The 26276-nt window shown below is 68.7% G+C and carries 31 protein-coding genes and 1 pseudogene; 25 read left to right on the top strand and 7 right to left on the bottom strand.

Annotation, left to right across the window (positions count from 1 at the left end; all coding sequences use genetic code 11):
- Positions 1 to 52 precede the first annotated feature (52 nt).
- From CQ047_RS02265 to CQ047_RS02325, 13 genes are all read left to right on the top strand, one after another.
- Positions 53 to 661 carry a hypothetical protein gene (locus CQ047_RS02265; protein ID WP_105672657.1) on the top strand — a complete coding sequence of 203 codons (609 nt, stop codon included), beginning with the start codon at positions 53 to 55 and terminating at the stop codon, positions 659 to 661.
- A gap of 49 nt (positions 662 to 710) precedes the next feature.
- Positions 711 to 1622: a hypothetical protein gene (locus CQ047_RS18640; protein ID WP_146114253.1), complete on the top strand. Its 912-nt coding sequence runs from the start codon at positions 711 to 713 to the stop codon at positions 1620 to 1622.
- Between the two features lie 662 nt (positions 1623 to 2284).
- A complete protein-coding gene (locus CQ047_RS02275; protein ID WP_105672779.1) occupies positions 2285 to 2731 on the top strand; it encodes an Asp23/Gls24 family envelope stress response protein in 447 nt (148 codons plus the stop codon).
- Entirely contained in the window at positions 2728 to 2919 is a 192-nt protein-coding gene (locus CQ047_RS02280; RefSeq protein ID WP_105672659.1) for a DUF2273 domain-containing protein, read from the top strand. Before CQ047_RS02275 ends, CQ047_RS02280 begins: the two co-directional genes overlap by 4 nt.
- Positions 2916 to 3263 (top strand): hypothetical protein, encoded by a 348-nt coding sequence (locus CQ047_RS02285; protein WP_146114254.1) that lies wholly within the window; start codon positions 2916 to 2918, stop codon positions 3261 to 3263. Before CQ047_RS02280 ends, CQ047_RS02285 begins: the two co-directional genes overlap by 4 nt.
- Complete coding sequence (locus tag CQ047_RS02290; protein WP_105672661.1) at positions 3260 to 3826, top strand: DUF6286 domain-containing protein; 567 nt, start codon at positions 3260 to 3262, stop codon at positions 3824 to 3826. The genes CQ047_RS02285 and CQ047_RS02290 overlap by 4 nt, the downstream gene beginning before the upstream one ends.
- Positions 3823 to 4437: a hypothetical protein gene (locus CQ047_RS02295; RefSeq protein ID WP_105672662.1), complete on the top strand. Its 615-nt coding sequence runs from the start codon at positions 3823 to 3825 to the stop codon at positions 4435 to 4437. Before CQ047_RS02290 ends, CQ047_RS02295 begins: the two co-directional genes overlap by 4 nt.
- A gap of 24 nt (positions 4438 to 4461) precedes the next feature.
- Entirely contained in the window at positions 4462 to 4683 is a 222-nt protein-coding gene (locus tag CQ047_RS02300) for a hypothetical protein (protein ID WP_105672663.1), read from the top strand.
- A 61-nt stretch (positions 4684 to 4744) separates the two neighbouring features.
- Positions 4745 to 4918, top strand: coding sequence for a CsbD family protein (locus CQ047_RS02305; protein ID WP_105672664.1), 174 nt, complete (start codon positions 4745 to 4747; stop codon positions 4916 to 4918).
- A gap of 54 nt (positions 4919 to 4972) precedes the next feature.
- Positions 4973 to 5239: a GlsB/YeaQ/YmgE family stress response membrane protein gene (locus tag CQ047_RS02310; protein ID WP_105672665.1), complete on the top strand. Its 267-nt coding sequence runs from the start codon at positions 4973 to 4975 to the stop codon at positions 5237 to 5239.
- 111 nt (positions 5240 to 5350) lie between these two features.
- Positions 5351 to 5917 (top strand): RNA polymerase sigma factor, encoded by a 567-nt coding sequence (locus CQ047_RS02315; protein WP_105672666.1) that lies wholly within the window; start codon positions 5351 to 5353, stop codon positions 5915 to 5917.
- A complete protein-coding gene (locus tag CQ047_RS02320) occupies positions 5914 to 6540 on the top strand; it encodes an Asp23/Gls24 family envelope stress response protein (RefSeq protein ID WP_105672780.1) in 627 nt (208 codons plus the stop codon). The genes CQ047_RS02315 and CQ047_RS02320 overlap by 4 nt, the downstream gene beginning before the upstream one ends.
- Positions 6537 to 6878 (top strand): hypothetical protein, encoded by a 342-nt coding sequence (locus CQ047_RS02325; protein WP_105672667.1) that lies wholly within the window; start codon positions 6537 to 6539, stop codon positions 6876 to 6878. The genes CQ047_RS02320 and CQ047_RS02325 overlap by 4 nt, the downstream gene beginning before the upstream one ends.
- Before the next feature lie 15 nt (positions 6879 to 6893).
- Here the strand turns inward: CQ047_RS02325 and CQ047_RS02330 are convergent, their stop codons facing one another.
- Positions 6894 to 8429, bottom strand: coding sequence for an APC family permease (locus CQ047_RS02330; RefSeq protein WP_105672781.1), 1536 nt, complete (start codon positions 8427 to 8429; stop codon positions 6894 to 6896).
- A gap of 254 nt (positions 8430 to 8683) precedes the next feature.
- Positions 8684 to 9529, bottom strand: coding sequence for an SDR family oxidoreductase (locus tag CQ047_RS02335; RefSeq protein ID WP_105672668.1), 846 nt, complete (start codon positions 9527 to 9529; stop codon positions 8684 to 8686).
- 94 nt (positions 9530 to 9623) lie between these two features.
- On the opposite strand from CQ047_RS02335, the gene CQ047_RS02340 reads away from it, so the two are divergent.
- The 6 genes from CQ047_RS02340 (at position 9624) to CQ047_RS02365 (ending at position 14721) form a co-directional block, all read left to right on the top strand.
- Positions 9624 to 9989 (top strand): helix-turn-helix domain-containing protein, encoded by a 366-nt coding sequence (locus CQ047_RS02340; protein ID WP_105672669.1) that lies wholly within the window; start codon positions 9624 to 9626, stop codon positions 9987 to 9989.
- A 98-nt stretch (positions 9990 to 10087) separates the two neighbouring features.
- On the top strand, positions 10088 to 11626 hold the full coding sequence (locus CQ047_RS02345) for an APC family permease (protein WP_105672782.1): 1539 nt from the start codon (positions 10088 to 10090) through the stop codon (positions 11624 to 11626).
- The gene (gene rraA, locus CQ047_RS02350) at positions 11626 to 12099 is read left to right on the top strand and encodes a ribonuclease E activity regulator RraA (protein WP_105672670.1); all 474 of its coding nucleotides are present in this window, start codon (positions 11626 to 11628) and stop codon (positions 12097 to 12099) included. The genes CQ047_RS02345 and rraA overlap by 1 nt, the downstream gene beginning before the upstream one ends.
- A gap of 9 nt (positions 12100 to 12108) precedes the next feature.
- Positions 12109 to 12954, top strand: coding sequence for a tRNA pseudouridine(38-40) synthase TruA (truA, locus tag CQ047_RS02355; protein WP_105672671.1), 846 nt, complete (start codon positions 12109 to 12111; stop codon positions 12952 to 12954).
- A 173-nt stretch (positions 12955 to 13127) separates the two neighbouring features.
- Positions 13128 to 14009 (top strand): hypothetical protein, encoded by an 882-nt coding sequence (locus CQ047_RS02360; protein ID WP_105672672.1) that lies wholly within the window; start codon positions 13128 to 13130, stop codon positions 14007 to 14009.
- A gap of 43 nt (positions 14010 to 14052) precedes the next feature.
- Positions 14053 to 14721: an endonuclease/exonuclease/phosphatase family protein gene (locus CQ047_RS02365; RefSeq protein WP_105672673.1), complete on the top strand. Its 669-nt coding sequence runs from the start codon at positions 14053 to 14055 to the stop codon at positions 14719 to 14721.
- Between the two features lie 324 nt (positions 14722 to 15045).
- Here the strand turns inward: CQ047_RS02365 and CQ047_RS02370 are convergent, their stop codons facing one another.
- Positions 15046 to 16005 (bottom strand): GlxA family transcriptional regulator, encoded by a 960-nt coding sequence (locus CQ047_RS02370; RefSeq protein ID WP_105672674.1) that lies wholly within the window; start codon positions 16003 to 16005, stop codon positions 15046 to 15048.
- A gap of 70 nt (positions 16006 to 16075) precedes the next feature.
- Between CQ047_RS02370 and CQ047_RS02375 the strand changes: the two genes are divergently transcribed.
- From CQ047_RS02375 to CQ047_RS02395, 5 genes are all read left to right on the top strand, one after another.
- Complete coding sequence (locus CQ047_RS02375; protein ID WP_258132444.1) at positions 16076 to 16828, top strand: MBL fold metallo-hydrolase; 753 nt, start codon at positions 16076 to 16078, stop codon at positions 16826 to 16828.
- Positions 16829 to 17049: 221 nt separating this feature from the next.
- Positions 17050 to 17496 (top strand): 50S ribosomal protein L13, encoded by a 447-nt coding sequence (gene rplM / locus CQ047_RS02380; protein ID WP_105672676.1) that lies wholly within the window; start codon positions 17050 to 17052, stop codon positions 17494 to 17496.
- Positions 17497 to 17523: 27 nt separating this feature from the next.
- A complete protein-coding gene (rpsI, locus tag CQ047_RS02385) occupies positions 17524 to 18009 on the top strand; it encodes a 30S ribosomal protein S9 (RefSeq protein WP_105672677.1) in 486 nt (161 codons plus the stop codon).
- A gap of 14 nt (positions 18010 to 18023) precedes the next feature.
- Entirely contained in the window at positions 18024 to 19382 is a 1359-nt protein-coding gene (gene glmM / locus CQ047_RS02390; protein WP_105672678.1) for a phosphoglucosamine mutase, read from the top strand.
- Positions 19383 to 19458: 76 nt separating this feature from the next.
- On the top strand, positions 19459 to 20310 hold the full coding sequence (locus CQ047_RS02395) for a patatin-like phospholipase family protein (protein WP_105672679.1): 852 nt from the start codon (positions 19459 to 19461) through the stop codon (positions 20308 to 20310).
- A 49-nt stretch (positions 20311 to 20359) separates the two neighbouring features.
- Here the strand turns inward: CQ047_RS02395 and CQ047_RS02400 are convergent, their stop codons facing one another.
- Both CQ047_RS02400 and CQ047_RS02405 read right to left on the bottom strand, forming a co-directional pair.
- Positions 20360 to 20935, bottom strand: coding sequence for a cell wall protein (locus CQ047_RS02400; protein WP_105672680.1), 576 nt, complete (start codon positions 20933 to 20935; stop codon positions 20360 to 20362).
- Between the two features lie 116 nt (positions 20936 to 21051).
- Complete coding sequence (locus CQ047_RS02405; protein WP_181155811.1) at positions 21052 to 22872, bottom strand: DUF4012 domain-containing protein; 1821 nt, start codon at positions 22870 to 22872, stop codon at positions 21052 to 21054.
- 490 nt (positions 22873 to 23362) lie between these two features.
- Between CQ047_RS02405 and CQ047_RS19205 the strand changes: the two are divergent.
- A pseudogene (locus CQ047_RS19205) lies at positions 23363 to 24043 on the top strand (glycosyltransferase family 4 protein); the annotation flags it as partial.
- Between the two features lie 12 nt (positions 24044 to 24055).
- Here CQ047_RS19205 and CQ047_RS19210 read toward each other — a convergent pair.
- Both CQ047_RS19210 and CQ047_RS02420 read right to left on the bottom strand, forming a co-directional pair.
- Positions 24056 to 25390: an O-antigen ligase gene (locus tag CQ047_RS19210; RefSeq protein ID WP_105672683.1), complete on the bottom strand. Its 1335-nt coding sequence runs from the start codon at positions 25388 to 25390 to the stop codon at positions 24056 to 24058.
- Positions 25387 to 26259, bottom strand: coding sequence for a polysaccharide pyruvyl transferase family protein (locus CQ047_RS02420; RefSeq protein WP_181155812.1), 873 nt, complete (start codon positions 26257 to 26259; stop codon positions 25387 to 25389). Before CQ047_RS02420 ends, CQ047_RS19210 begins: the two co-directional genes overlap by 4 nt.
- Between the last annotated feature and the right edge of the window lie 17 nt (positions 26260 to 26276).

The following is a 26276-nucleotide window of genomic DNA, read 5'->3' on the forward strand; positions in this document are numbered from 1 at the left end:
GCTGAGCATCGCCGTCGCCTGGGACGGTGGACCCGCGCTACTTCGATGGGTCATGCCGCTTGTTGGATTGGGCCTTGCCGTCGCCCTGTCGGTGTTTGTCTGGGGCGGCCCCAAGTATGTGCTTCGCTGGGAGATCGACGGCAAGTCGGTGATCGGCGACTGTACCGCCAGGTGCCGGACTACTCCGACCTCTCCTGCTGTGCCGGAGGTTGCCTTTAGCGTTGAACTCGCCACAGTCAGCCGATCTCTTTGGGCGGAACGCACTCTAAGAAAGCTGGTGAGCCAAGGGGCCGAGCTTCGGATCGAGCTACTTCCTGTCGGCGTAGCGGATATTCGACCCGGACGCTCCGACAGAGGCAACGCGGAGTGCAAGAAAGTCGATGAGGCCCAGGGAACTCGCGTCGTAACCCGCCAGTACCTCACACTCCCTCTCACGACAGCCGAGAAGGTGCGCGGAAGCCGCGACCAGAGCCAGTCGCGCTTGCAGTTTGACCTTCTCCCGAGACACCCCGAGTCGAAGGATGAGGTCTCTTTCTCGACGACGCTCGTCAAGAACACCCTGCCCTACGCGGTCAAAACCAAGAACCGCGCTATCGTGGCGGACGGAAACGTCCAGCGAGTTCGATTGGAGGCAGATTCACTTGGCAGTGCTTCAGAGTAACCAAGTTGCGGTTCGCCCACTTCGAATCCAGACGTCTGCATCGCCTCAAATGCTTAGAGACGCTGCCGCGGCCCTGATCTACGATAGCCAGGACCAGTCAGGATCCCACGTCGGTTGGGGATCGATCGAAGACCCCACATACGCGCTTGGAGCCTCGCCCTTTGGGTTCGACGTTACATCGGCGAGTGACCAGATCGCGGGTCTTCGGACTCCCGGAGCAACTGCACTTCGTCACTACTGGTGGCAGCTCGACAACAGGGCTGCCCGACAGCACGGATTAGCCGCCGACCCAGCTCTGATCCACCGCCTTAACGCTGCCGACGTCATCCTCTTTCCTGCAGAGAATGGCGTATCTGCAGTCGTTACGGTCCGCGACGACCATCAGTTCGGAATACTGCGGTCTGCACTTCGCGACCTGGCTGTCGAGTGCGATGAGCACGCAACCGTGGTTACGGACGCGATTCCCGAAGCGATCACAGAGGACCTGTTCTTGTGGCTCCTCTACCGCCTTCAGTGGCAGCAGCAGCTTTCGGCAAACCTATATCTGGCGGGGATTCAGGAGATCAACTCGCTCGATCGCAGCCTTCGCGGGGCGCGGTTTCAGGACGAGGCGACGGTGGACCGAGTCGAGTTGGCAGCCCTGGTCGCGATCGGGACGAAGGCGTTTGGGCCTGCGAAGATCACGGCGCTCGCAACCAATCCGGATGCGGAGTTCCAGTTTGAGCTCTACCCGGACGGCGGCTTCCAACCCTACCGGCGAAGCAACTACGAGAATCGCGATTTCTCGGGTGGGCAACAAGCTCTGATTCTCACGGAGGATCTCTGGACCATAGTTCTCCCGGAGCTTCGTGAGGCTCACAGCAATGACGAGGAATGGCAGAACGGCGGTCGGTCGGCTCTCCGGCTTGCCGCACGGAACAACGTGCTGTCGCTGTTGGGCGACGAACCTCCTCGCGACTAATGCATCGTGTGCCGGTCCTGTGCCGGTAGCTTCGCTGAAACCACCCTCAACCAGCCGAGCCCAACGATGACAACAGCGGCGAAATCACGCGGAAAACAGTGTCCAACTGGCACCTGTTAGCCCACCGCATCTAACTCATAATTGTGAGGTCGCTGGATCAAGCCCCGCTCCTGCTACAGAAACACCAGATCAGCCCCGGGTACGTCCGGGGCTTTTTGCATTCTGGGTTCACCCGCTCCGAAGAGACTCCGCAGATTCGGATGCCGAGCACCGCGTCGAGTGGATCCGCGGCGCAGGTTCCGCCGAGGAGGCGAACACCCCGACCGGCGGTGACGGAGCGTCAGAGCAACAGTATGAGCAGCGACACGGCGATCGGTATGCCGATCACGAAGAACAGCAGACCGATGACGGCGCCGCGGCGGGAGGGTTTGCCGTCAGGGGAGTTCATGCCAAGAGCATGGCACAGGCCGCGACCGAGGACGAGACCGGACTCCGTCGGCATCGTGGCGATCGGATGCCGGTCGGCCCTGCCGTCATGTCCCCGCGAAGATCTTTTTCCGACGAATCTGTGACGTTTCGACTCCGGCATCCGTCCTAGTGGTGTCGCACGATTGCGACCCGCTGCCGGGAACGGCCGCGGACACACGGAGAAGGAGCTCATGATGGCGAATGTGACTGGTGGCACCCAGCCCAAGGCTCAGGTCGTTTCGGCGCCGCAGGCGTCGGCGGCCGGGAAGACGACGATCGAGGATGGCGTGGTCGCGAAGATCGCAGGCATCGCCGCACGCGACGTCAGCGGCGTGTACGCGCTCGGCGGAGGCGCCGCGCGCATGGTTGGGGCCATCCGCGACGCGCTGAACACGACGGATCTCGCGCAGGGCATCAGCGTCGAGGTCGGGGAGACGCAGGTCGCGGTCGACGTCACGATCGTCGCCGAGTACCCCGTCTCGCTGCAGAAGGTGGCCGACGACGTCCGCGCGGCGATCGTGCACGCCATGGTCGAGCTCGTGGGCATGGAGGTCGCCGAGGTCAACGTCACCGTCAACGACGTCCACATCCCCTCCGACGACGACGGCGCCGAGCAGCCGCAGGAGGCGCGAGTCCAGTGAGCACTTCGGTGATCGGCGCCGCCGCAGGGGCAGCGCTCGCGCTGACCTGGGTCGTCCTCGGGTTCTGGGCGTTCGTCCTGGTGGCCGTGGCGATGCTCGTCGGCGCGATCATCGGCCGGATCGTCGACGGGCGGCTCGATGTACGAGCGCTCGCCGATGCGTTCAGGGGACGGCGTTCATCATCATGATGATCGACGATCGCACCGCACCGGCGCCGGGGGGCGCTCCGGGGCGGACGACAGTCAGCGCCCGTGCCCTCGAGCACCTGGCCGTCGGCCTCGCGCGAGACCTCGCACGCGTTCCGCGTCGCGACGTCTCGGTCGCGCTGGCCGACGACCGGGGTTCTCTCCGGGTGTCGGTGACGGTTCCCGTCGCCCTGCAGGGGTCGCGGCGCGAATCCGTCGTCGACAGCGGCGCCGCACTCCGCCACGGACTGATCAGCGGGATGCAGGAGCTGGCCGGGCGAACCGTAGGGACCGTCGACATCCGCTACTCGGGTGTCAGGAAGATCGCAGAGACGAGGGTCGCATGACCACCGAACAGGCAGCGTATCGGCGCGTGCTGCGCCGGGAGACGCACTCTTCGCGGTCCGTCGCGGCGGTGGTCGCGGCATCCGTCGCGGTCGTGCTGCTGCTCGCCCTGCTCGTCGGAGGCGTGTGGAGTCTGCTCGATCGGCGTTTCGGCGACGCGGCATCCGCTCGCATCGCAGAGCTGACATCGCCCGATGCGGGCCGGGTGTCGCTCATCGTCTCGGGAGCGGTGGCCGTCGTCGTCGCGCTGATCCTGCTGCTGCTCGCCGTCCTCCCGGGGCGTCGAGCGCGTAGGGCGCGCACGACGGAGCGGGTCGCCCTCCTCGTCGACGACGGGGTGCTCGCGGATGCGGTGGCGGATGCCGTCGCGGCCCGGTGCGGCATCGACCGCAGACAGGTCTCGGTCACGCTCGCCCGTCGTCGCGTGACGGTGCGGGTGACGCCGACCAGCGGCATCCGCATCGACGAATCCGCTGTTGCGGAGACGGCGGTCGACACCGTGTCCGACCTGGGATTCGTCGTGACGCCGAAGGTCTACATCTCGGAGAGGGGGGTGGTCGCATGACCTCCACCAACAGGGCGCTCAACCGCGCGCTGCTGCTCGTGTTCGGGCTGATCCTCCTCGTTGCGGGAGCGGCTGCGCTCGCGGCCGGCATCGGGGCTCCGTGGCTGACCCCGTGGCAGGAGCGAGCGTCGGCGATCGTCGACGGCCTCTCGGCGCGGTTCGGCTCGTGGAGCGTCGACGTTCCAGGGGCGGGGTCCGTTCCGGGGATGCTGCCGGTCGCGCTGGGCATCGCGCTGCTGCTGACGATCCTGCTGATCCTCTTCGTCTTCACACGGGGCGGAGGAAGGACGAGGAACGTCCTGCGCGCCGAGGCCGCCGACGGGAGCACCGTCGTCGATCGCAACGTCGCGGAGGCGGTGCTCGCCGGGACTCTGGGTGAACGGCCCGACGTCCTCGCCGCGCGCACCAACGCGTACCTCGTCCGTCGGGCGCGGACGATCGAGCTCGCGGTGACGGTCCAGCGCGGCGCCTCTCTCCGGAGGGTCGTGACCGCCGCCGAGGCCGCGGTCGATGACTGGGACGCACTGCTGGGCACCCGCGGTCCGATCCTGCTGCACCTGTCCGATCGGAGCTGGCGCGACGGGCTGAAGCGGCGCACACGCGTGCGCTGAGTACGACGACGAGGAAGGGACGACATGCGCAAGAACATCATCATCGTGGCGATCATCGCCATCGCGGCCTACATCGTGGGCGCGGAGACGGCGAAGGCACGGGGCAAGGACTACGAGGACATCCGGCATCAGCTGGAGCGCCTGTGGACGAACCCCGACGCGCGGAAGTCACGCGCCCGGATGGCCAAGAAGGCGCGCCGGTCGATCCAGGACGCGCAGCGGAAGCTGCAGAAGGCCGTGCGCTGAGGCGCAGGGCAGACAAGGACTCGGCCCCGAGATCCGGGGCCGTTCACGGAAGGGAGACGCCATGAGCGCTCAGGACAAGATCAAGGCCGCAGCCGAGAAGGTCGCAGGCAAGGCCAAGGAGACCGTCGGGCACGTCGTGAACGACGACAAGCTCGTCGCCGAGGGCAAGGCCGAGCAGGCCAAGGGCGAGATCAGGGACGCCGCGGAGGACGTGAAGGACGCGTTCAAGAAGTAGCGGACCGGGCGGGGCCGACACGGCCCCGCCTCCATCTCATCGAAAGGACACACCATGGGCTTCTTCGGATTCCTCCTCCTCGGACTGATCGCCGGAGCGATCGCGAAACTCCTCATGCCCGGAAAGCAGGCGGGTGGATGGTTCGTCACGCTCCTGCTCGGCATCGTCGGCGCAATGCTCGGCGGCTGGCTGGGCGGGCTCCTCTTCAACGTGAGCCTCGACTCGTTCTTCTCGCTCTCCACGTGGGTGCTCGCGATCGGCGGTTCGCTCATCGTGTTGCTGATCTACGGATTGCTCGTCGGACGCCGCGCGAAGGCGTGAGGAAGCAGACAGAGTTCGGCGAGGCATGCCCGTTGCAGGGAGATGCTGGGTCCGGGGCGGTGGCGACACCGGCCCGGACCGGCCGACGGTCAGGTGGGGGAAGGGCGGGGAATGGACGACAGGCGTTCGGGCAGCGCCCTTGAGCGCGCCGACGACGGCATCGTCGCCGGACGTGCGATGGACGGAGACGTCGCGGCGTTCGCCGTTCTCGTGCGCAGGTACACGCCGATGATGAGGGCGTACACCCAGCGGATGCTGAACGCCTCCTCCGACGTGGATGACATCGTGCAGGACGCGTTCGTGACGGCGTGGCAGCGGCTCCCTGAGCTGGACGAGCCGGTGAAGGTGAAGAGCTGGCTCATGCGGATCGTCAGCCGCAAGGCGGTCGACCGCCTGCGCGCGCAGCGGCCGGTGCTCGACATCGACGACGTCGAGCACCCGGCGCCGTCGCACGCGTCGCCTCCGCGCATCGCCGAGACACGCGCGGAGGTCGAGGCACTCGCCGCCGCACTGCGCGAACTGCCCGACGGACAGCGCGAGTGCTGGGTGCTCCGCGAGATCGGCGGATATTCCTATGACGAGATCGCCGAGGAGCTCGACATTCCCGTCACCACGGCGCGCGGCCTGCTGGCCCGCGCCCGGAAGTACATCATCGTACGGATGGAGGAGTGGCGATGAGCGACGAACACGACGCGCCTGAACTGCGCCGACTCGGGCTGGAACCGGCGGATCTCGACGGTCACACGATCGACGAGCTCACCGACTACCTCGATGCCGATCGGACTCCGGCGAACCCGTCCATCGACGGATCCGCGGGATGCCAGCTCGCCCTCGATGCGCTGGTTCGCCTGCGCGCCTTGACCGGACAGCTCATCGCCGCCGACGCGGCGGAGGAGCAGGAGGTGGACGACAGCTGGGTGGACCGCATCCTCAGCGGGATCGTCCTGGACGCCCGCTCCGGACGACGCGTGCCGATCGCGTCCGAGGTCGGCGGCGCCGACCTCGGAATCACCGAGGGCGCGGTCCGCGGACTCGTGCGCGCGGCGGAGGGCAGCGTCCCGGGCGTGCTCGTCGGCCGGTGCCGGCTCGACGGCGACGCCGAGCAGCCCGGTGCCCCGATCCGCATCGACATCGACGCCAGCGTTCCCTACGGGGAACCCATCCCGAACCTCGTCGAGAGGCTGCGCGCCGAGGTCGCAGACCGGCTGCGACGGCACACCGAGCTCAACGTGGTGGGGATCGACATCACGGTGCGCGACATCCAAGACGTCGCATCCTGGGAAGAGGGGGCAGGTCGATGACGCAGGAGCAGGAGCAGCGCATCTCCCTCGCGGGCGAGATCGAGGCCGTCGTGCGTCGGGTTCCGGGCGTACAGAGCGTGTACCGCTCCGGATCTCTCGCGTCCAACCTCGTCGGCCGCGCGGCGGAGGCCCTGGGGCTGCGCGACGGAGACGAGCCGCTCGTCGTCGTGGACCGAGACGGAGACCGGGTGGGCGTCGAGGTCTCGATCGCCGTCGAGGTCGCCGCGAGCGCCGCAGACACCGTACGCGCGGTGCACGGGGCGGTCGCGGCGATGCTCGAGGCGGAGGGGCTGGAGGCGTCGGGCATCCGGCTCACCGTCGTGCACGTGCACGAGTAGCCGCGGCTCCCGCCGTCAGCGCGGCCTGCGCTGAGAGGTCTGAGGGAGGGGGATCGCGCCGGTGCGGCGTCGGATCTCCTCGGCGACGGTGATCGCGTCGCCCTCGGGGGCGTCGGACTTCCCGTCGGGGCGAGCGATGAGGAGGTACGCGATTCCCGTGACCACGACGACGCCGAGCCCGATCAGGACGATCCAGTCGGTGATGACATCGCCGGAGGAGCCGGGGAGCGCGAGGAGCACCATCGCGAACACGCCGTAGGCGAGGGCGAGGGCATTGACGACGATTCCCCAGGCGCCGAGCGAGAAGGGACCGGCCGGTCGCCATCCGCGCAGACGCTGGCGCAGGGCGCCGAGCACGACCATCTGGAACGCGACGTAGATGCCGAGCACGGCGAACGCGGTGACGGCCACCAGCAGGTCCGGATTGATCCACACGAGCACCGCGATGATCGCCGGAATCGTGCAGGCGACGATCAGCGCGTTGGTGGGCACCTTGTTCCGGGGCGAGATCTTCGACAGCCAGCGATGGCCGGGCAGCATCCCGTCGCGTGCGAACGAGAACAGGAGACGGCTGGCGGCGGCCTGGAGGCTGAGCACGCAGGAGATGAAGGCGGTGACGGCGATGACGAGGAAGATCTTGGCGCCGACGGTTCCGAGTGCGGATTCGAGGATGCCGGGGATCGGATCGGCGTTCTCGCCGGCGACGATGGCCTGCAGATCGGGAGCCGCGAGCACATAGCCGACGAACGAGAACAGGGCGGAGACGCCTCCGACGAGGATCGTCAGCACCATCGCCCGCGGGATGCGACGGGCGGGCTGGGACACTTCCTCCGCGACGTCGCCGCAGGCCTCGAACCCGTAGAACAGGAACAGCCCGGCGAGCGCGGCTCCGAAGAACGCGGTCGCGTAGCTGCCGTCGCCCTCGACTCCCATCGTGTCGAAGAAGACGCTGAACTCCTGCTTGCGCTGGAACAGCAGGAGGTACAGGCCCACTCCGATGACGCCGGCGAGTTCGGCGGCGAGCCCGATGCGGGCGACGCGTCCCAGCCACTTTGTTCCGGAGAAGTTGATGAGCAGAGCGAGAAGCAGCAGCGCGAGTGTGAGCAGCAGCGTCGTCGTGGGGGTCGGCTCCAGACCGAACAGGCTCGCGGTGAATCCGGAGCCGAACTCGGCGACCGCCGTCACGGTGACGATCATCGCCCAGATGTAGACCCACGCGGCCATCCAGGCGTACCGGCGTCCCCACAGCCGACGCGCCCAGGGGTAGATGCCGCCGTGGATCGGATACTGCGAGACGACCTCTCCGAAGACGAGGGACACGAGGAGCTGACCCGCGCCGACGATGAAGATCCACCACACCGACGGCGGACCTCCGACGCTCAAGGCGAGGGCGAAGAGCGAGTACACGCCCACGAGCGGGGACAGGTAGGTGAATCCGAGGGCGAAGTTGGCCCAGAGGCTCATCGACCGGTCGAAGGTGTCGTCGTATCCGAGGACTTTGAGGTGCTCGCCGTCAGCGAGAGCCGACGGGGTCGTGGGACGGGTGTTCATCTGCGGCCTTCCGATCATCATTGAACGAGTGGCTCGACCTCGCGGATCGATTCCGATGGGCAGGGTGCGAGTTAAAGATCCTGTTGTAGATATTTAGCACACTTCCGTTCGGATGACGGCAACTTTCTCACCGCACCCGTCCCTCGGCAGAGCTCTTCGCGGATCGCCGCAGGCCGACGACGATCGCCTGCGGGCGGGCGGCGCGCTCATCGCGAGGGAGATCGCGACCGCACCGCCCACCCGTGCTCGCGGCGTCAGGCCGCGGCGCGCAGTCCGTCGACGAGCGGCGTCGTCGGCCGGCCGATGAGGCGCGCGAGCGTGCCGTCCGTGTCGGCGAGCGCACCGTCGCGGATGCCGGCGTCGAGCGCGGCCACGAACCCTGCGGTGCCCTCGTCGAGACCCGCGGCGCGGAGTGCGGCGACCTGCTCGTCTGCGCCGAGACGCACGTACGAGACCTCGCGGCCGGTGATCTCGGCGAACGCCGCAGCCAGCTCGTCGTAGTTCCACGCGACGTCGCCGCCGAGCTCGTAGACCTGGCCGAGGTGGCCGTCTTCGAGGAGGACGACCGCCGCGGCATCCGCGAAGTCCTTGCGGCTGGCCGATGCCACCCGACCGTCGCCGACGCCGGCGGCGAGCACGCCGCTCTCCGCCGCGGTGGCGAGGTCGCGCACGTAGTTCTCGGTGTACCAGTTGTTGCGCAGGATCACCGACGGAAGACCGGACGCGGCGATCGCCTCCTCCGTGGCCTTGTGCTCGGGTGCCAGGATCAGATCGGTCGTGGTGGCCTTCGGGGCGCTCGTGTAGACGAACTTCGTCACCCCCGCCGCGGCGGCGGCATCGATCACGGCCTTGTGCTGCGCGAAGCGCTGCCCCACTTCGGAGCTGGAGACCAGGACCACCGAGTCGACGCCGTCGAGGGCGGCGGAGACGGAGGCGGGGTCGGTGTAGTCGAGGTGCACGGCGCGGACGCCGAGGTCGGCGGCCTTCGCGACGTCGCGCGCTCCGGCGACGATCTGATCGGCGGACGCACCGCGCTCGATCAGGCTCTCGATGATCAGGCGGCCGAGGTTCCCGGTTGCTCCGGTGACGAGGATGGTCATGGGGTGTCCTTTCGTAGGTGACACCAGCCACAACCCGCTCGGGAAGGCCTTACATTCCAGAGTGCGGGTACCCACTTTGAAGTAAGGTACCTACATGACGGTGAGTTTTGCGCAGATAAAGGGATCGTCTCCCATGCTCTTCGACCCCGGTTGCAGCACGCGGGTCATCCTCGACCACGTCATGAGCAAGTGGGGCGTGCTGGTGCTCTCCTGCCTCTCCGATGGGACGCGCCGCTGGGGCGAGCTGCGTCGAGAGGTCGGCGGGATCAGCGAGAAGATGCTGGCCTCCACTCTGCGCACCCTCGCCGAGGACGGCATCGTGCACCGGGAGTCCCTGCCGGCGGTCCCTCCGCACGTCGAGTACAGCCTCACTCCGCTGGGGCGTGACCTGATGGAGAGGATGCTCCCTCTGGTCGCCTGGGTGGCTGAGCACTCCGATGGGATGCTCGGACGGAACTGAACCTTCGGATTCTGTTGTTTGGCACGACTGTGGTGACGGATTCCATTGGTATCCGTAGGTGGTTGACCCGAAAACAGTAGGTGCCCTACTATCTGAACATGTCAACGACGCCAATCCATCTGGAACGACCCGACGGCAAGGGACTGGCAGCGGGGACACTGGGGCTCTGGGGATCGACCGTCATCGGCCTGGCATCCACGGCACCCGTGTACTCGCTGGTCGCCTCGCTCGGCTGGGTGGTCATCGCCGTCGGCGCGCAGGCGCCCATCGCCTTCGTGCTCGCCTTCGTGCCGATGCTGCTCATCGCCTTCGCGTACCGCGAGCTCAACAACGCCGTGCCCGACTGCGGCACCACCTTCACGTGGGGCACCAAGGCCTTCGGCCCGTGGGTGGGCTGGATGGGCGGCTGGGGCGTCGCGGTGGCCGGCATGGTGGTGCTCGCCAACCTCGCGCAGATCGCGTCGGTCTACTTCTGGTCATTGATCGGCGTCGACCTGGAGAACAACGACTGGCGCGTGATCGTCGTCGCGGTGCTCTTCATCGCCGCGATGACCTGGGTCAGCTGGCGCGGGGTCGAGATCGGCGAGCGCATCCAGAACGTCCTGCTCGGCATCCAGTACCTCGCTCTCGTCGTCTTCATCGTCGCCGTCTTCTGGCAGATCGTCAGCGGCAACGCTCCCGACGCCATCGACTTCTCGTGGGAGTGGATGAACCCGTTCGCCTTCACATCGTGGTCGGGCTTCACCGAGGCGATCCTGCTCGCGCTGTTCATCTACTGGGGGTGGGACACCTGCCTCGCTCTGAACGAGGAGACCAAGGACCCCAAGCGGATACCCGGTCGCGCCGCTGTGCTCACCTGCGTCATCCTGCTCTTCACCTACGTCGCCGTGACGATCGCCGCCATGATGTACGCGGGACTCGGCGAGTCGGGCACGGGCCTGGGCAACGAGGCGAACGCCGACGACTTCTTCCTCGGCATCAAGGACGGTCTGCTGGGCCCGTTCGGCTGGGTGCTGGTCGTCGCGGTCATCATCTCGGCCATCTCGTCCACGCAGACGACGATCCTCCCGACCGCCCGCGGCACCCTCGCGATGGGCGTGTACCGTGCGCTGCCGGCGAAGTTCAAGGACGTGCACCCGACTTTCAAGACCCCGTCGTTCTCGACCATCATCATGGGCATCGTCGCGATCGCGTACTACGTCGGGATGACGCTCATCAGCGACAACATCCTGCAGGACTCGATCCTCTCGCTCGGCCTCGCGATCGCCTTCTACTACTCGATCACCGGGTTCGCGTGCGTCTGGTACTTCCGCAAGGACCTCATGCGCTCGCCGCGCGACTTCTTCTTCAAGGGGCTGTTCCCGCTGCTGGGCGGACTCATGCTGGCGGCGGCCTTCGTGCAGTCGGCGATCGACATGTGGGACGTGGACTACGGCAACACCGTGCTCCTCGGCATCGGCGGCACGTTCGTCGTCGGCATCGGCTCGCTCGCGATCGGCATCGTGCTGATGTTCATCTGGTTCCTCTTCCCGCGGTCGAAGCGGTTCTTCCGCGGCGAGAGCCTGAACATGGAGACCGAGGTCATGGTGCCCGACGAGCCGGGCGACTTCATCCGCTCGATCGACGGCGGCATCTGATGACGGTGGCCACCGCCGACCTGTACGACGAGCTCGGCGACGGCATCCAGTCGCTTCCGCTGCAGCTGCGCTCCTTCGGGCGGCGGCGGGCTTTCGACGGCCCCATCCGCACGGTGCGCTGCCTCGAGGACAACGCTCTCGTGAAGTCCCTCCTGGCCACGCCGGGTGACGGCGCCGTGCTCGTGATCGACGGGGGAGGATCGCTGAACACCGCACTGATGGGCGATCTGATCGCCGCGTCGGCCGTTCAGAACGGATGGGCGGGTGTCGTGATCAACGGCGGCATCCGCGACAGCGTCGCGATCGACGGACTCGACCTCGGGGTGAAGGCCCTCGGGACCAACCCGCGCAAGAGCGCGAAGCTCGGCGCGGGCGAGGTCGACGTCACGGTCTCATTCGGCGGCGTGGAGTTCGCGGTGGGCGCGCACCTGTACAGCGATGAGGACGGCATCCTGGTCGAGCGCCTGTCCTAGTCTTGATGCGTGCGCATCCGGCTCGACATCGCTTACGACGGCACTCACTTCCGCGGGTGGGCCAAGCAGCCGGGCCTGCGCACCGTGCAGGGCACGCTGGAAGACGCACTGGCCCGCATCGTCGGCTCTCCGGTGCAGTTCGTGGTCGCCGGGCGGACGGATGCCGGCGTGCACGCCTCCGGCCAGGTCGTCCACGTCGACCTCGACGATGAGCAGTGGTCGCGCGTCGAGTCGCGGCACGGGAAGGCGGCGCACGATCCAGCCGGCTCCCTCGCCGGTCGCATGCGCGGCGTGCTCGGCGCCTACCCGGACGTCACGGTGACCCGCTCCTCGCCGGCGCCCGACGGGTTCGACGCCCGTTTCTCCGCGGTGTGGCGGCGGTATCGATACCGGCTCGCCGACGAGGCCTCCGGCTACGATCCGCTGCGCCGGCTGAACACGACCACCCATCGAGGCGTCCTGGACGAGCAGGCGATGGATGCCGCAGCGCAGACGCTGATCGGCCTCCACGACTTCGCGGCGTACTGCAAGCCCCGTGAAGAGGCCACGACGATCCGCACCCTTCTCGAGTACCGCTGGGCGCGGGATGCCGACGGCGTGCTCGTCGCGGAGCTCAAGGCCGACGCGTTCTGCCACAGCATGGTGCGCGCCCTCGTCGGAGCGTGCGCCGCGGTCGGCGAGGGGCGACTCGACGTGGCGGATGTCGCCGTGCTGCGCGACGCCCTCGCCAGGACGAGCGAGTTCAAGGTGCTCGCCGCGCGCGGCCTGACCCTCACCGAGGTCGGCTATCCGGCCGACGAGCTGCTGTCGACGCGGGCCGAGCAGACGCGCGCACGCCGCACGTCCGACGACTGACGGGGCTCCGTTGCGGCTGTCCTTCCCCCAAAGAAGGGCAGCCGCAACGGACGTTTCACCCGAAGGCCCCAGCCGTCTGACGGTGATGACGGGCCGCCGCTCTGAGGGGAGGCGAGCGCGAATCCGTATGCTGACTGTAGACGAGGCTCCTTCACACGACGGCAGGGAGAACTGTGACGGATCGGACATCGGCGTTCGCGGCCGCACTGCGCGTCGCGATCTCTGAACGCGGCATGTCGCTCGCGCGTCTGCAGGCGCTGCTGAACGACGACGGCAACCCGGTGTCGATGGCGACGCTGAGCTACTGGCGATCGGGGGCGCGGCAGCCCGAGGGCGCGCAGTCGCTGAGCGTCGTCGAGGGCATCGAGGATCGCCTCGCCCTCGACCGCGGCCACCTGACGAGCCTGCTCGGGCCCTCGGCGCGGCTCGGGACGGTGGCGCCCCCGAAGCTCCCGTTCGACGAGGAGAGGGTGCAGCGCGAGGCGGAGGAGACCCTCGTCGCGCTGCGGTCGGCTCCTCAGGAGTCGCTGCGGGATCTGTCCACCCAGTACGTCGCGCACGTCGGTCGCGACGGAGCCGTCGAGCGCGTGGTCACGAGGGCCCTCGTGCAGTCGACCAAGGGCACGATCACCGAGATCCCCCTCATCGACGCGACCCCGGTCGAGAGCGACGTCATGTCGGTGTTCTCCGACGTCATCGGCGGTTGGGTCGACCGCGAGTACCTGCATCCGGGGCGTCTCCTCTCCGGGGTGGTGATCGCCCTCGACGAGCCCATCACCACGGGCGGCACGACGCTCATCGAGTTCACCGAGACCTATCCGCCAGGGCATCCGCCACGGCAGTCCGTCTGGCACGCGACGTCGAGGGCCGCGAGGGAGACGCTGATCTGGGTGCGCTTCCATCCTGATGCCGTGCCGAGCTGGTGCGAGGAGTTCATCGAGACGGGGGAGGAGTACGTGTCCACGGCGCGTGCGGTGAGGTCGGGGTCGGTGCACCTCGCCAGGCACGGCTTCGGCCCGGGGATGCTCGGCATCCGCTGGGGCTATGACAGGTGATTCATCGCGACCGCTCAGCACCGACGGGTAGCGTGTCAGTGTCATGAAGGTCATCTCCTACAACCTCCAGAAGCATCGCGCCGCGAGCGAGCTCGTCGAGCTGGTCGGCGTGCACGATCCCGACGTCCTCTGCCTGCAGGAGTGCGATGTGCAGGAGCTCCCCGAGCGCATCGGAGACCTCGTGCTCGCCGAGGCGACCCAGGGCAATCGCCTCGGCCTCGCCCTGTACTACCGCGCGAGCACGTTCCGGGTGCTGGGCGTGAAGACCCTCGAGCTGAAGAAGTCGCTGCACGACCGCATCGCGAAACCCGCCCACGAGAGGGTTCTCGGGGTGAGACTGCTCGAGATCGACGAGGGACGCGAGCTGATCGTGGCGTCCTTCCATGCGGCACCGCTCACGGCGCTGAACTCGCTGCGGAGGCATCAGATCCGCGCCGCGCTCACCCAGCTCGCCGCGCTCGGCGCCGGACTCCCGCAGCTCATGGTCGGCGACTACAACTACCCCGTGTTCAAGGAGAACCTCGGCGACGCCGTGCGTGAGCACGGCTACGCGCTCACCCTCAGCGACGATCACACGTACACGCGGTATCGCGTGTTCCGCGGGCACTACGACTTCGCGACCTCTTCGGGGTTCGAGATCGAACGTGTCACGACCCTGCCTCAGGGCATGAGCGACCATCGCCCGATCCTGGTGACCGCACGACTCGACTGAGGCGGATCGGACGAGGACCGTCGCTACTCGCGCGGTGCGTCGAGTTCCAGATCATCTCTCCAGCGGTAGCACCACGTCGTCTGATGACGCCCGAGCTCATCGAGTTCGGGACCGATTCGTGCATACACGCCATCGCCCCAACGATCCGAGCCGAGGGTCGCGGGCAGCGGTGTGGGCACGTCCATGGAGTCTCCATGCGCCGGTCCGCCGTACAACCACGCCGTCACGATCAGCCGTTCCCTCATGGGCGAGTCCTCCCTCGGTGCGCAGACGACACCAGCTTCGCAAAGACGCCCGATGCAGGCCGGTGAGACACGCCCCGGTTCATGCGGCCCCGACCCGGAACGTCGAGCGGTGCGCCGCCGGGCTGACACCCAGGCGCTGACGGAAGTGCAGGCGCAGCGACACCGCGCTTCCGAATCCGGCGAGCTCCGCGATGCGGTCGACCGACTCGTCCGAGCTCTCGAGCAGGGTGCGGGCGGCGTCCACCCGCTGATCCAGCAGCCACTGCTGCGGGCTCGTGCCCGTGCGCTCGCGGAATCGCCGCGTGAACGTCCTCCGCGAGAGGTGCACGGCCTCTGCCCACTCGTCGAGATCGAAGACCTCGGTGAGGCGGGCCCGCGCCCAGATCATCGCGCGTCCGATCGGATCGTCCGCGGAGGCCGCGACCACCGGCGCCGGGATGTACTGCGCTTGCGAGCCGGTGCGGTGCGGCGCCAGCACGAGCGCCCTCGCCAGGGCGGTCGCGGCTGTGGCGCCGTGGTCGGAGCGCACGATGTGCAGGCAGCAGTCCAGGGCGGCTGCGGCGCCGGCCGACGTGATGACGTCGCCCAGGTCGGTCCACAGCACGTCGTCGCGGACCTCGACCTGCGGCTGCTCCGAGGTCAGCCTCGCCGCGGCGGCCCAGTGCGTGGAGACCTCCCGGCCGTCGGCGATGCCGGATGCCGACACGACGAACGTCCCGAGGCAGAGCCCCACCACCCTGGCGCCGCGGGCGTGGGCCGACGTGACGGCGTCGAGAAGGGCGGGGGAGGGCGTCATGCCCTCGCGCCAGCTCGGGATGACGACGAGGTCGGCGACGGACATCGTCTCCAGCCCCGCGTCCACCTGGATCGCGTACCCCGCACCGGTGGGCATGGACCCTGGGTGCTCCGCGCACACGGCGACGTCGTAGAGGCCCTCGACGCCGTCGAGCCCCGCGCCGCCGAACACGAGCGTCGGCACCGACAGGTGGAAGGGGCTGATCTGCGGGAATGCGAGCACCGCGACGGTTCGTCTCCTCATGGCCTGATCCTATCGAAGAGATTCCTCAAGGCCACTGGATCGACCGCGACGGATGCCGAAGACTGATGCCATGACACAGATCCCAGCCCTTCTGATCGGCGGCCCGACGCTCCACTTCACCTATGCGGGACTCTCGATCCTCACGGACCCGACGTTCGACGAGCCCGGCGCCTACCCCGGTCCGATCACGCTGCACAAGCTCGTCGGCCCCGCGGTCGCCGCCGCGGATCTCGGCCCCGTCGACGTCGTGCTGCTCTCCCACGACCAGCACGAGGACAACCTGGACTCCGCGGGGCGCGCGCTGCTCGCCGAGGTCCCCCTGGTGCTCGGCACACCGGACTCGGCCCAGCGCATCCCGCACGTCATCGGTCTCGACCCGTGGCAGCAGCACCGCGTCGGCGACGCCGTGATCACGGCGGTGCCGGCGCTGCACGGTCCGGAGGGAGCCGAGGCGCTCACCGGCGTCGTCACCGGCTTCATCCTCGAGGCGGCGGGCGAGCCGACCGTGTACGTGTCGGGAGACAACGCCTCCGTCGCCCTCGTGCGCGAGATCGCCGAGCGCTTCCCGCGCATCGAGGTCGCCGTGCTCTTCACCGGTGCGGCCAACGTCGGCAGGTTCGGCGACGTCGACCTCACCTTCAACGCCCGCACCGCGCTCGAAGCGGCCGAGGCGCTGGCCGGCGCGATCATCGTGCCCGTGCACGCAGAGGGATGGTTCCACTTCTCGGAGACCCGTGAGCGTCTCATCGGCATGTTCGAGCACGCGGGGAGCGCCGGTCGGCTGCGCATCCTCACGCCGGGTGAGCGCGTCGCCATCGGCTGAGGCGAGGCGCCTCGCCGACCTCCCTGACGGAGACGGGCTCTCCGGCAGGGAGGCGCGGTTTTGGGGAACCGGCTACGATGACGTAAGCTGTCACTTTGGTACTCGACTGCCGAGTGCCGCGAACGTGAGCCCTCCACTGGCGTGTTCCTCCCCCTGGGGAGAGAACCACCCCGGAGTGGGATTCACGAACTTCTCCGTTCGAACAAGAAAGCAGCACTATCGTGACGCGCACTTACACCCCGAAGGCCGGCGAGGTCCAGCGTGACTGGGTCGTCATCGACGCCACTGACGTCGTTCTCGGCCGTCTGGCTTCGCACGCCGCTACGCTCCTGCGTGGCAAGCACAAGCCGACCTTCGCCAACCACATCGACTCGGGTGACTTCGTCATCATCGTGAACGCCGACAAGGTCGCGCTCACCGGTCAGAAGCTCCAGAAGAAGCTGGCCTACCGCCACTCGGGTTACCCGGGCGGCCTGAAGTCGGTCACCTACGCCGAGCTCCTCGAGAAGAACCCGGTCCGCGCTGTGGAGAAGGCCATCCGTGGCATGCTCCCCAAGAACAGCCTGGGCCGTCAGCAGCTGTCGAAGCTCAAGGTGTACGTCGGTGCAGAGCACCCGCACGCCGCGCAGCAGCCGACGCCGTACACCCTCGACCAGGTCGCCCAGTAAGCGCCGTAAAGACTTAAGGACATACTCGTGGCTGACATCCAGGACACCACCGAAAACCTCCAGAACTTCTCGACGTCGACTCCCGAGACCGAAGCAGTCGAGGCGGCTCCCCGCCCCGTGCTGAGCGTCCCGGGTGCCGCCGTTGGTCGTCGCAAGCAGGCCATCGCCCGCGTGCGTCTGATCCCCGGCGCCGGCACCATCACGGTCAACGGCCGTACCCTCGAGGACTACTTCCCGAACAAGCTGCACCAGCAGCTGATCAACGACCCGTTCACGGTCCTCAACCTCGCCGGCGGCTACGACGTCATCGCCCGCATCTCCGGTGGTGGCCCCTCGGGTCAGGCCGGTGCGCTCCGCCTCGGCATCGCCCGTGCGCTGAACGAGATCGACGCCGAGAACAACCGCCCGACCCTGAAGAAGGCCGGCTTCCTCTCCCGTGACGCTCGCGTCAAGGAGCGCAAGAAGGCCGGTCTCAAGAAGGCCCGCAAGGCGCCTCAGTACTCGAAGCGTTAAGGTCCATCCGACCGATGCCGATCTTTGGCACGGACGGCGTGCGAGGACTTGCCAATGGCATCCTCACCGCCGATCTGGCGCTCACCCTGGCCCAGGCGACTGCTGTCGTCCTGGGCCAGGGCCGTACTGCGGAGGCTCGCAAAGCCGAAGGCAAGCGACTCACCGCAGTTGTGGCACGCGACCCCCGGGTCTCCGGCCACTTCCTCACCGCGGCGGTCGCCGCGGGGCTCGCGTCCTCCGGCGTCGACGTGCTCGAGGCCGGGGTCATCCCGACTCCGGCACTCGCATTCCTCGTCGCCGACAGGGATGCCGACTTCGGCGTCATGATCTCGGCGTCGCACAACCCCGCTCCTGACAACGGGATCAAGATCTTCGCCCGAGGCGGGGTCAAGCTCCCCGACGTCGTGGAGGAGCGCATCGAGGCCGCGATGGCCGACGAGAAGCTCCGTCCGACGGGCGCGGGCGTCGGACGCATCATCCGATTCGCGGATGCCGAGGACCGCTACGTGGTGCACCTGCTCGGTTCGCTGCCGCATCAGCTCGACGGCATCCACGTGGTGCTGGACTGCGCGCACGGTGCGGCCGCGGGGGTCTCACCCGAGACGTTCCGAGACGCGGGCGCGAACGTGACCGTCATCGGGGCCGACCCCGACGGTCTGAACATCAACGACGGCGTGGGCTCGACCCACCTCGACAACCTCGCCGAGGCCGTCGTCCGGCTGGGCGCCGACATCGGCATCGCCCACGACGGCGACGCCGATCGCTGCCTCGCGGTCGACGCCCAGGGCAACGTCATCGACGGCGATCAGATCATGGCGATCCTCGCGGTGTCGATGAAGGAGCGCGGGCACCTCACCGACGACACCCTCGTCGCGACCGTGATGAGCAACCTCGGTCTGCACGTCGCCATGCGCGAGCAGGGGATCACCGTGCGGCAGACCGCCGTCGGCGACCGCTATGTGCTCGAAGACATGAACGAGGGCGGATACGCGCTCGGCGGCGAGCAGTCGGGCCACGTGATCATGAGCGAGTTCGCCACCACCGGAGACGGCCTGCTGACCGGTCTGCACCTGGTGAGCGAGATGGCGCGGCAGAAGAAGTCGATCGCCGAGCTCGCGAGCGTCATGAAGGTCTATCCTCAGGTGCTCATCAACGTGCGGGGCGTCGACAAGGACGCCCTGGAGGGCGACGAGGTCGTGCAGGCGGCCGTTCGCGAGGTGGAGGCCGAACTCGGCGACACCGGACGCGTCCTGCTGCGCAAGTCCGGCACGGAGCCGCTGGTGCGGGTCATGGTCGAGGCGGCGGATGCCGAATCGGTGCAGACCTACGCCGAGCGCCTCGCCGATGTCGTGCGCGAGCGTCTCGCACTCTGAACATCATGAGAGGAAGCGGACGGATGCCGGAAGGCCTCCGTCCGCTTTGTCGTATCCGAGGCGGTGCGGAGGGGATATGAGCGGAACGGCGCTGGTCATCGGAGGCGGCGGGTCCACGGGCAACGCCTGGGCTCTCGGCGTCCTCGCCGGCATCGCGGACGGCGGGCTCGACGTCACGGACGCGGATGTGGTCGTCGGCACATCCGCGGGGTCGACGACGGCCGTCCAGGCGCTGTCGGGCGCTGTGGGAGAGCTGTACGCGGCATCGCTGGTTCCGATCCCGCAGGGCACTGGGCCCGACCGGACCAGGGCGGCAGCGGAGGGCATGGCGAGGACGGCCGACATCATCGCCGCCTCCGCCGACATCGAGGATCTGCGCCGCAGGCTCGGTGAGGCCGCTTTGGCGATGGACCAGGACGGGTCGCGCTCCACGCGGTGGCGCGAGATGGTCGCGAGGAGGCTCCCGCGCCAGGACTGGCCTGATCGGGAGCTGCGCATCACCGCTGTCGACGCGCGCACGGGCGAGCCGGTGGTGTTCACGCGGGAGAGCGGTGTCGAGCTGGCGGATGCCGTCGCGGCGAGCTGCTCGAGCGGGTTCGCGTACGCGATCGGCGAGGAGCGCTATCTGGACGGCGGCTATCGTCGCAATGAGAACGCCGATCTGGCAGCCGGGTGCGAGCGCGTCCTCGTGCTCTCACCGTTCGGCGGGCGGTCGCGGCATCCGATCGAGTGGGGAAGCGACCTCGTCACTCAGGTCGAGGAGCTGCGCTCCACGGGGAGTCGCGTCGAGGTGATCGTCCCCGGTGACGGCGCCGTGCATCTGTTCGGAGCATCGGCGATGGACCTGACCCTGCGCCCGGAAGCGGCGCTGCTCGGCCGCTCCCAGGGGTTCGAGCTCGCAGGCGGGCTCTCTGACTTCTGGCGCTGACGAGAAGAGGGGGTCCGGTCTCTCGACCGGACCCCCTTTCTTCGTCGGGTCAGGCTGCTTCGTGCTTGCGGTTGCGGCGAACCGTCGCGGCGACGGCGAGGCCGCCGCCGGCCAGGACGAGCGCGCCTCCGCCGATCCAGATGGGCAGGAGCGCGGAGCTGTCGGCTCCGGTGGCGGCGAGGCCGTCATCGCCGGTCCCCGTGCCCGCGCCCGCGTCCGTGCTGACGTACGCGGCGATGCCGGTCGGGTTGGATTCCGAGGTCGCCAGCACCGAGTAGCGGCCGGAGGCGTTGGAGGGGAGCGTGATGCTGACCGCTCCGAGGCCGCCGTTGCTGCCGGCGGTCACGGTGCCGAGAGCCTTGGTCTCGATCGCGAACTTCACGAAGCCGAGCGAGGCGCCCAGGGCGTTCTCGCCGGTGAGGCTGATGGTGACGCTCTCGCCGGGGGCGAAGATCTCCGCGGGGGCGGAGAAGGTGAACGTGCCCCCAGGTGCGACGGTGGCCGCACTGACGGTTCCGGTGGACGGAGGGGTGTACGACGTTGCGCCGGCGAAGGCCGGAGTGAGGAGCAGTGCGCCGGCGACGAGAGCGGTCGTGGCGGCTGCCTTGATGAAACTGCGCTTCATGGCGGGGCCTCTCTGGGGAGTGGGGCAAGAACTCGGAGGGCTGTGAGGGTTCCGAGCGTTAAGCGAGGCGGGGAGCCGCGATGGTCTCCCACCAGAAGCCCCCCTCCTAAATATCACTATCCCGGAATATCGCAACCCTGTGCAATGGCCGAGGACTCCTCCTGGCCATTCGTCGGAGTCCTCTGGCCAATGGTCTGAGAGGCCTGGCCGATCGTCGGGGTCACTCGGATGAGGAGCACGGGAGTGTGCGGAGTCCGCACGCGCACCGTCAAGGTCGCGGTCTGTCCCGGAGCGAGCTGAACGCTCCACAACAACACGTCACGGCCGGCATCCACTCCGCTTCCGATGCCGGGGGTGACCGCGTCTCCTGCCGCATCCGTCGACAGCAGGGTCGAGCCCTGGGGCAGGTACACATAGACGGCGGTCTTCACCTGACCGGGCGGGACGCCGTGGCTGCCGCCGCCTGTGACGTAGCTCGGGAGGTCGGCGGCATCGGCGGGCGCGGTGTTGCGGATCGTCACGGTGGTCTGCGCCTGGTCCGCCCCGCACCACCACGTCGTCTGCGTCTCGAGCGTCTGGTGGATGTCCATCTTCGACGAGGTCGCATCGTTGACGTAGACCCCGAACGCGGTCGTCGTCGCGTCGGTCTCGGGCAAGGCGCCCTGCAGCGTCGTGCCGTCGAGGACGGACTGCTCCGCAGGATCCTGGTTCCACACCAGCACCCGATGCTCGGACCCGGCGCGGGCCAGCGCCTCGAGGAGACTCGCGGGCGACCCCGCCCCCGAGGCGAGCGCATCGAAGACCGCACCGGCGGATGCGGCGAAGAACGCATCCTGCTCCCGGGGTTCTCGATAGCGCTCGTAGACCCCGCTGAGCAGCAGGTCGACCGCGTTCTCGCCGGTGAGCACGTCGCCGGTCGGGAGCGTCACGGGGCCGGTCGCCGCAAGCAGGTACGACAGCGCGACGGGATCGAGTGCGATGACCCCGTCGACCTCGACGCCCGTCTGCCGCAGCCACATCTCCCGCGCGACGGGGGCGCCGCGGGTGAAATCGGGGATCTGAGTGACGTTCTGCACGAAGCGCCCCGGCTGCGTGCCGAAGAGCTGCGTCTCCTCCTCGCTGAGCGGGAGCACGGGGTCTGCGTAGATCGGGAAGTCGGACGAGGAGCTCTGGGTGACGAGAGTCAGGCGCCCGCCGTCGACGTGCAGCTGCAGCATCGCTCCGGCGATCCCGCCGAGGGAGCGCCACTCCGCGTTGTTCTGCAGGACGACCAGGTAGTCGCGCGGGCCGTCGACGCCGAGCATCGACGGTGCGAGAGCCGAGGCGCGACGCAGGGCGTCGACGCCCTCGTGGGCGCCGGTGACGAGATCGGAGACCTGTGCCACGGCCGCGCGGACGGGGGAGATCAGGGGGGCGGGATCGATGTCGCCGATCGTCTCGCGTGCAGCGGCCAGCGCGTCCGCACTCGTCGCCGCGGCGGGGGCGATCTCTGTGAAGGGCGCGAGGTCGATCACTCCCTCCTTCGGGCGGATGCTGTCGAGCGAGGACGTCGCCGCGATGTGCGAGAGCGGGGTCAGGGCGTGCGACGCGATGTCGTCGAGGGCTGCGGACACCGTCGACACGGCGGCCAGCTGCGGCCCGATCCAGGGCACGTGCTCGCCGGCCTTCCATATCGCGTCGCCCGTGAGGGCGCGTGCGGCAGAGGTGTCGTCGGCGATGCGTCGGATGAGGGCGGGCGCCGCCGAGGGATCCGCCAGCACGGAGGGTGCCTCGGCCGCCGCCTCGCTCGCGCTCTCCAAGTGCTGGTAGGCGAGGGAACCGCGGATGCCGATCCACACCGCGCACACGGCGGCGGCGAGCAGGATGCCGCCGAACACCCAGGCGGAGATGCGCCCGGCCCGGCGTCGGCGACGGGAGGTGCGGGGCGCGGAGGTCACAGGGACACGATAGTCGTATTGGTATATCGGATGCCTCGGCACCGCGTAGTCTCGCAGGGTGAGTGACCTCGGCATCGAAGGAGCGGGTGTGGACGATGGGGAATCGCAGGGACGGGAGCGGCTCCTCTTCGTCGCGCCGTGGGTGCCGTCTCGGCAGCGCCCGCGCAGCCTCGGCATCTTGAAGGCGCTCGCCGAGGACTACGACGTCACCGCGCTCCTCCTCGTCTGGTCGGCCCAGGACTCCGCGGACGTGCACGAACTGATCGCCCTCCTCCCCGAGCACACCGACATCCGCGTCGTGCGTCTCGGCAGGATCGGCGGGCTCGCCCGCGCTGCATGCGCCGTGTTCTCGCGGCGGCCTCTGCAGCAGGCGTTCACCGGAGCGCGGAAAGCCGACGCCGCGATCAGACGCGCCATCGCCGACACCGCGCCCGACATCGTCTTCTTCAACGTCATCCGCTCGGCGAACTTCCTGCCGCTGGCGCGGGGGATGCGCGTCGTCGACCTCGACGAGTTCCGTAGCGACTACTACCGCCAGCTGCTCGCCACCGGCCGCAATCCGCTGTGGCGTGTCATCGCGAGGATCGAGGCCGGCCGGCTGAGCCGCGCGGAGGAGCAGGTCGTCGACGAAGCCGACGCGGTTCTCGTCTCGTCTCCCGCGGAGCTGCGTCCGGACGGGGTCGTCCGCCTCGTGCGCTCGCCGCACGCTCTCGACCTCTCGCCGGGCGACGGCGCGGAGGTGAGGCTGGCTCCGTCATCGGCGCTGTTCGTCGGACGGCTGTCGTACCGGGCGAATCGCGAGGCGCTCGCGTGGTACGTCCAGCACGTGGTCCCCGAACTGCGCAGGCGCGGTGCGGCGGGAACGCTGTACATCGTCGGGCGCGGCGCCGGCCCCGATGTCCGTGCGCTCGTCGCCGACGGGGTCGAGCTGATCGGCGCGGTCGACGAGGTGGCGCCCTACTACGCCGCCGCGGACGTGTGCATCGTCCCGATCCAGATGGCCACGGGCGTGCAGATGAAGCTGATCGAGGCGGCCGTGCTGGGCAGGGCGATCGTGACGACGAGGATCTCGGCGGAACGCGCCGGCCTGGTCGACGGCATCCACTGCCTCGTCGCGGAGTCGCCGACGGAATGGGCGGATGCCGTGCAGCGCCTGCACGGATCGCCGCAGCTGCGAGCGGAGCTAGGCGTGCGCGCGCAGGCGTGGGCGGCGGACGCGTACGACAGCCGCGCCATCGGAGAGAGCCTGCGCATCGCGCTCGCCGACGGGAGGGCGCGACGTGACCTGGCCCCACATGAACCCGAAGCAGAACATCCCCAGCGACAGCACTGACGTCGCGAGCATCCCCCAGCCCGTGTAGGCGATCATCACCATCGGCAGGGCGCTGGCGACGATCGCGCGGGCGGCGTCCCCGTTCGCCGACACCAGGTTGCGTCGCCTCCACGCGGCGACGGTCATGACGACGATCGGTGCGAAGAGCATGACGAAGCCGACGATGCCGAGCTCGGCGAGGGCGAGCACGAACGAGTTGTGGACGGGGATGAACGAGCCCGTCAGCGGGGCGTTCTCGATCGTGTAGCGGTTCGGGCCCGTGCCCGTCCAGAAGAACGTCGACACGATGCGGGCCGCGTACGAGAGGATCTCGCCGCGGACGCCGCCCGTGGGGTCCTCCTCGAACCGGGTGATGATCACACCGGAGGCGGCGAGACCTGCGACGCCGAGGCCCAGGATCACCGAGAGCTTGCGGGAGAGGTGCAGGGACGGCTGCAGCAGGACCCAGCCGGTCACGAGCGCCGCGGCCGCGGCGAGGTTCGCCCGGCCCTGAGCGAGCACGAGCGGGACGAAGGCGATGCCGATCGTGATCCAGATGAGCCGGGCGCGGTCCTTCGCGGAGTTCAGCAGACTCAGCAGGAGCGCGATCGAGATGACCAGGATCTTCCCGAGGTTGTTGGGGTGGTTCGAGAGCCCGTTCACGCGGGAGCCGAGGATCTCCTGGTCGGCGGCGGCCACGGCGTTGATGTTCAGACCCAGCGCCTGCAGCACGGCGACTCCGGAGTGCGCGAGCACCACGATGACGATCAGGACGATCAGGCCGCGGCGCAGCCTCGAGTCCGGGTCGGAGCGGGCCGCGCGCATCCCGATCCCCCAGGCGAGGACGGCGATGCAGAGCTGCACGATGCCGGCGATGCCCGGCGGGTCGGAGGGCCAGATGAAGAGGGCGCCGATCGCGATCCAGAGCAGCAGCGGGACGAAGATCCCCACGAGAGGGGGTTTCGCGATGAAGGTGAGGAGCACGGCGCCGACGGCGATGACGAGGGTGAAGGTGCGCAGGTCGGGGGAGGAGCCGGCGATCCCCACGTGGAAGGCGCCGGAGTCGGAGATCAGCGACACCGGCACGAGGGCGAGGGAGAAGAAGGCGGCGTACGCCACGGTGGCGACGAGTCCTATCCTCGTCGTGACGATCGCGGCGGCCACGACCGCGCAGATCCCGAGGGCGACGACGGCCTCGATGCTCATGACGTGCTCCGCAACGGCGCCGCCGCCCTGTGCAGGCCCGTCACGAGCGCGGGGAGGGCCGCCCGTACGATCTCGGTCTGCGCGGCGACCTGATCGATCAGCGCGGCGGACGAGAGGTCTGCGACGACCGTGACGTCGGTGGGACGATGCCGCAGCCCGAACACCGACAGGTAGTCGTCGTACTTGAAGTCGGGTTCGGCGTGCCCGGCCACGTCGACCGCGACCACCGGCGTGCCCAGTGCATGAGCGAAGACGACCCCGTGGAGGCTGTTCGTCGCGACGACCGGGGCGCTCCGGATGGCCTCCGCCACGGCGAGAGGGGTGGTGGTCGGCAGCTGCACGTCCCACCCGCGGGCGCGGATGCCGGAGAGATGAGCGCGACCGGCGCGCTCGGCGAGCATCGTGAAGTGGGGGATGAACAGCGGGGCGCTCTTCCTGATCGTCGGGCCGCCTCCGTAGACGTCGCCGACGACCAGGGCGGGATCGCCGAGGGGCTGCGTCGAGGGCAGGCCAAGGGCGTCACGGGTCAGGGTCCCTCTGACGGCGAGGATGCGGTCGGCGGCCATAGGGAGCGGCCTGTGGTCGGGCTCGCGGAGTCCGCTTCCGAACACCGTCGCGTCGGGCTGCGCCTTCCACGCCCTGTTGAGGATCGACCCGACGCCCAGCACATCCGCGGAGCCGATTCCGCTGCGTCTGATCGGGCGTCCGCTGAGCTCGCCGAGGGCCACGCGGCTGGCCTCGTCGCCGAAGTTGAGGGGAGCACCACCCATCCTGACGGCGTGCGCCCAAGCCGACCCGTGTCGCAGGAGCTCCCCGGCGGCTGTGCGAGGATTGCCGAGTGGCCGCCACCAGTGGAGTGCGAGGGTCAAGCTTCGTTCCTTCCGGG

The sequence above is a fragment of the Microbacterium sp. MYb72 genome (assembly GCF_002979415.1).
GTDB classification, from domain to species: Bacteria; Actinomycetota; Actinomycetes; order Actinomycetales; family Microbacteriaceae; genus Microbacterium; species Microbacterium natoriense.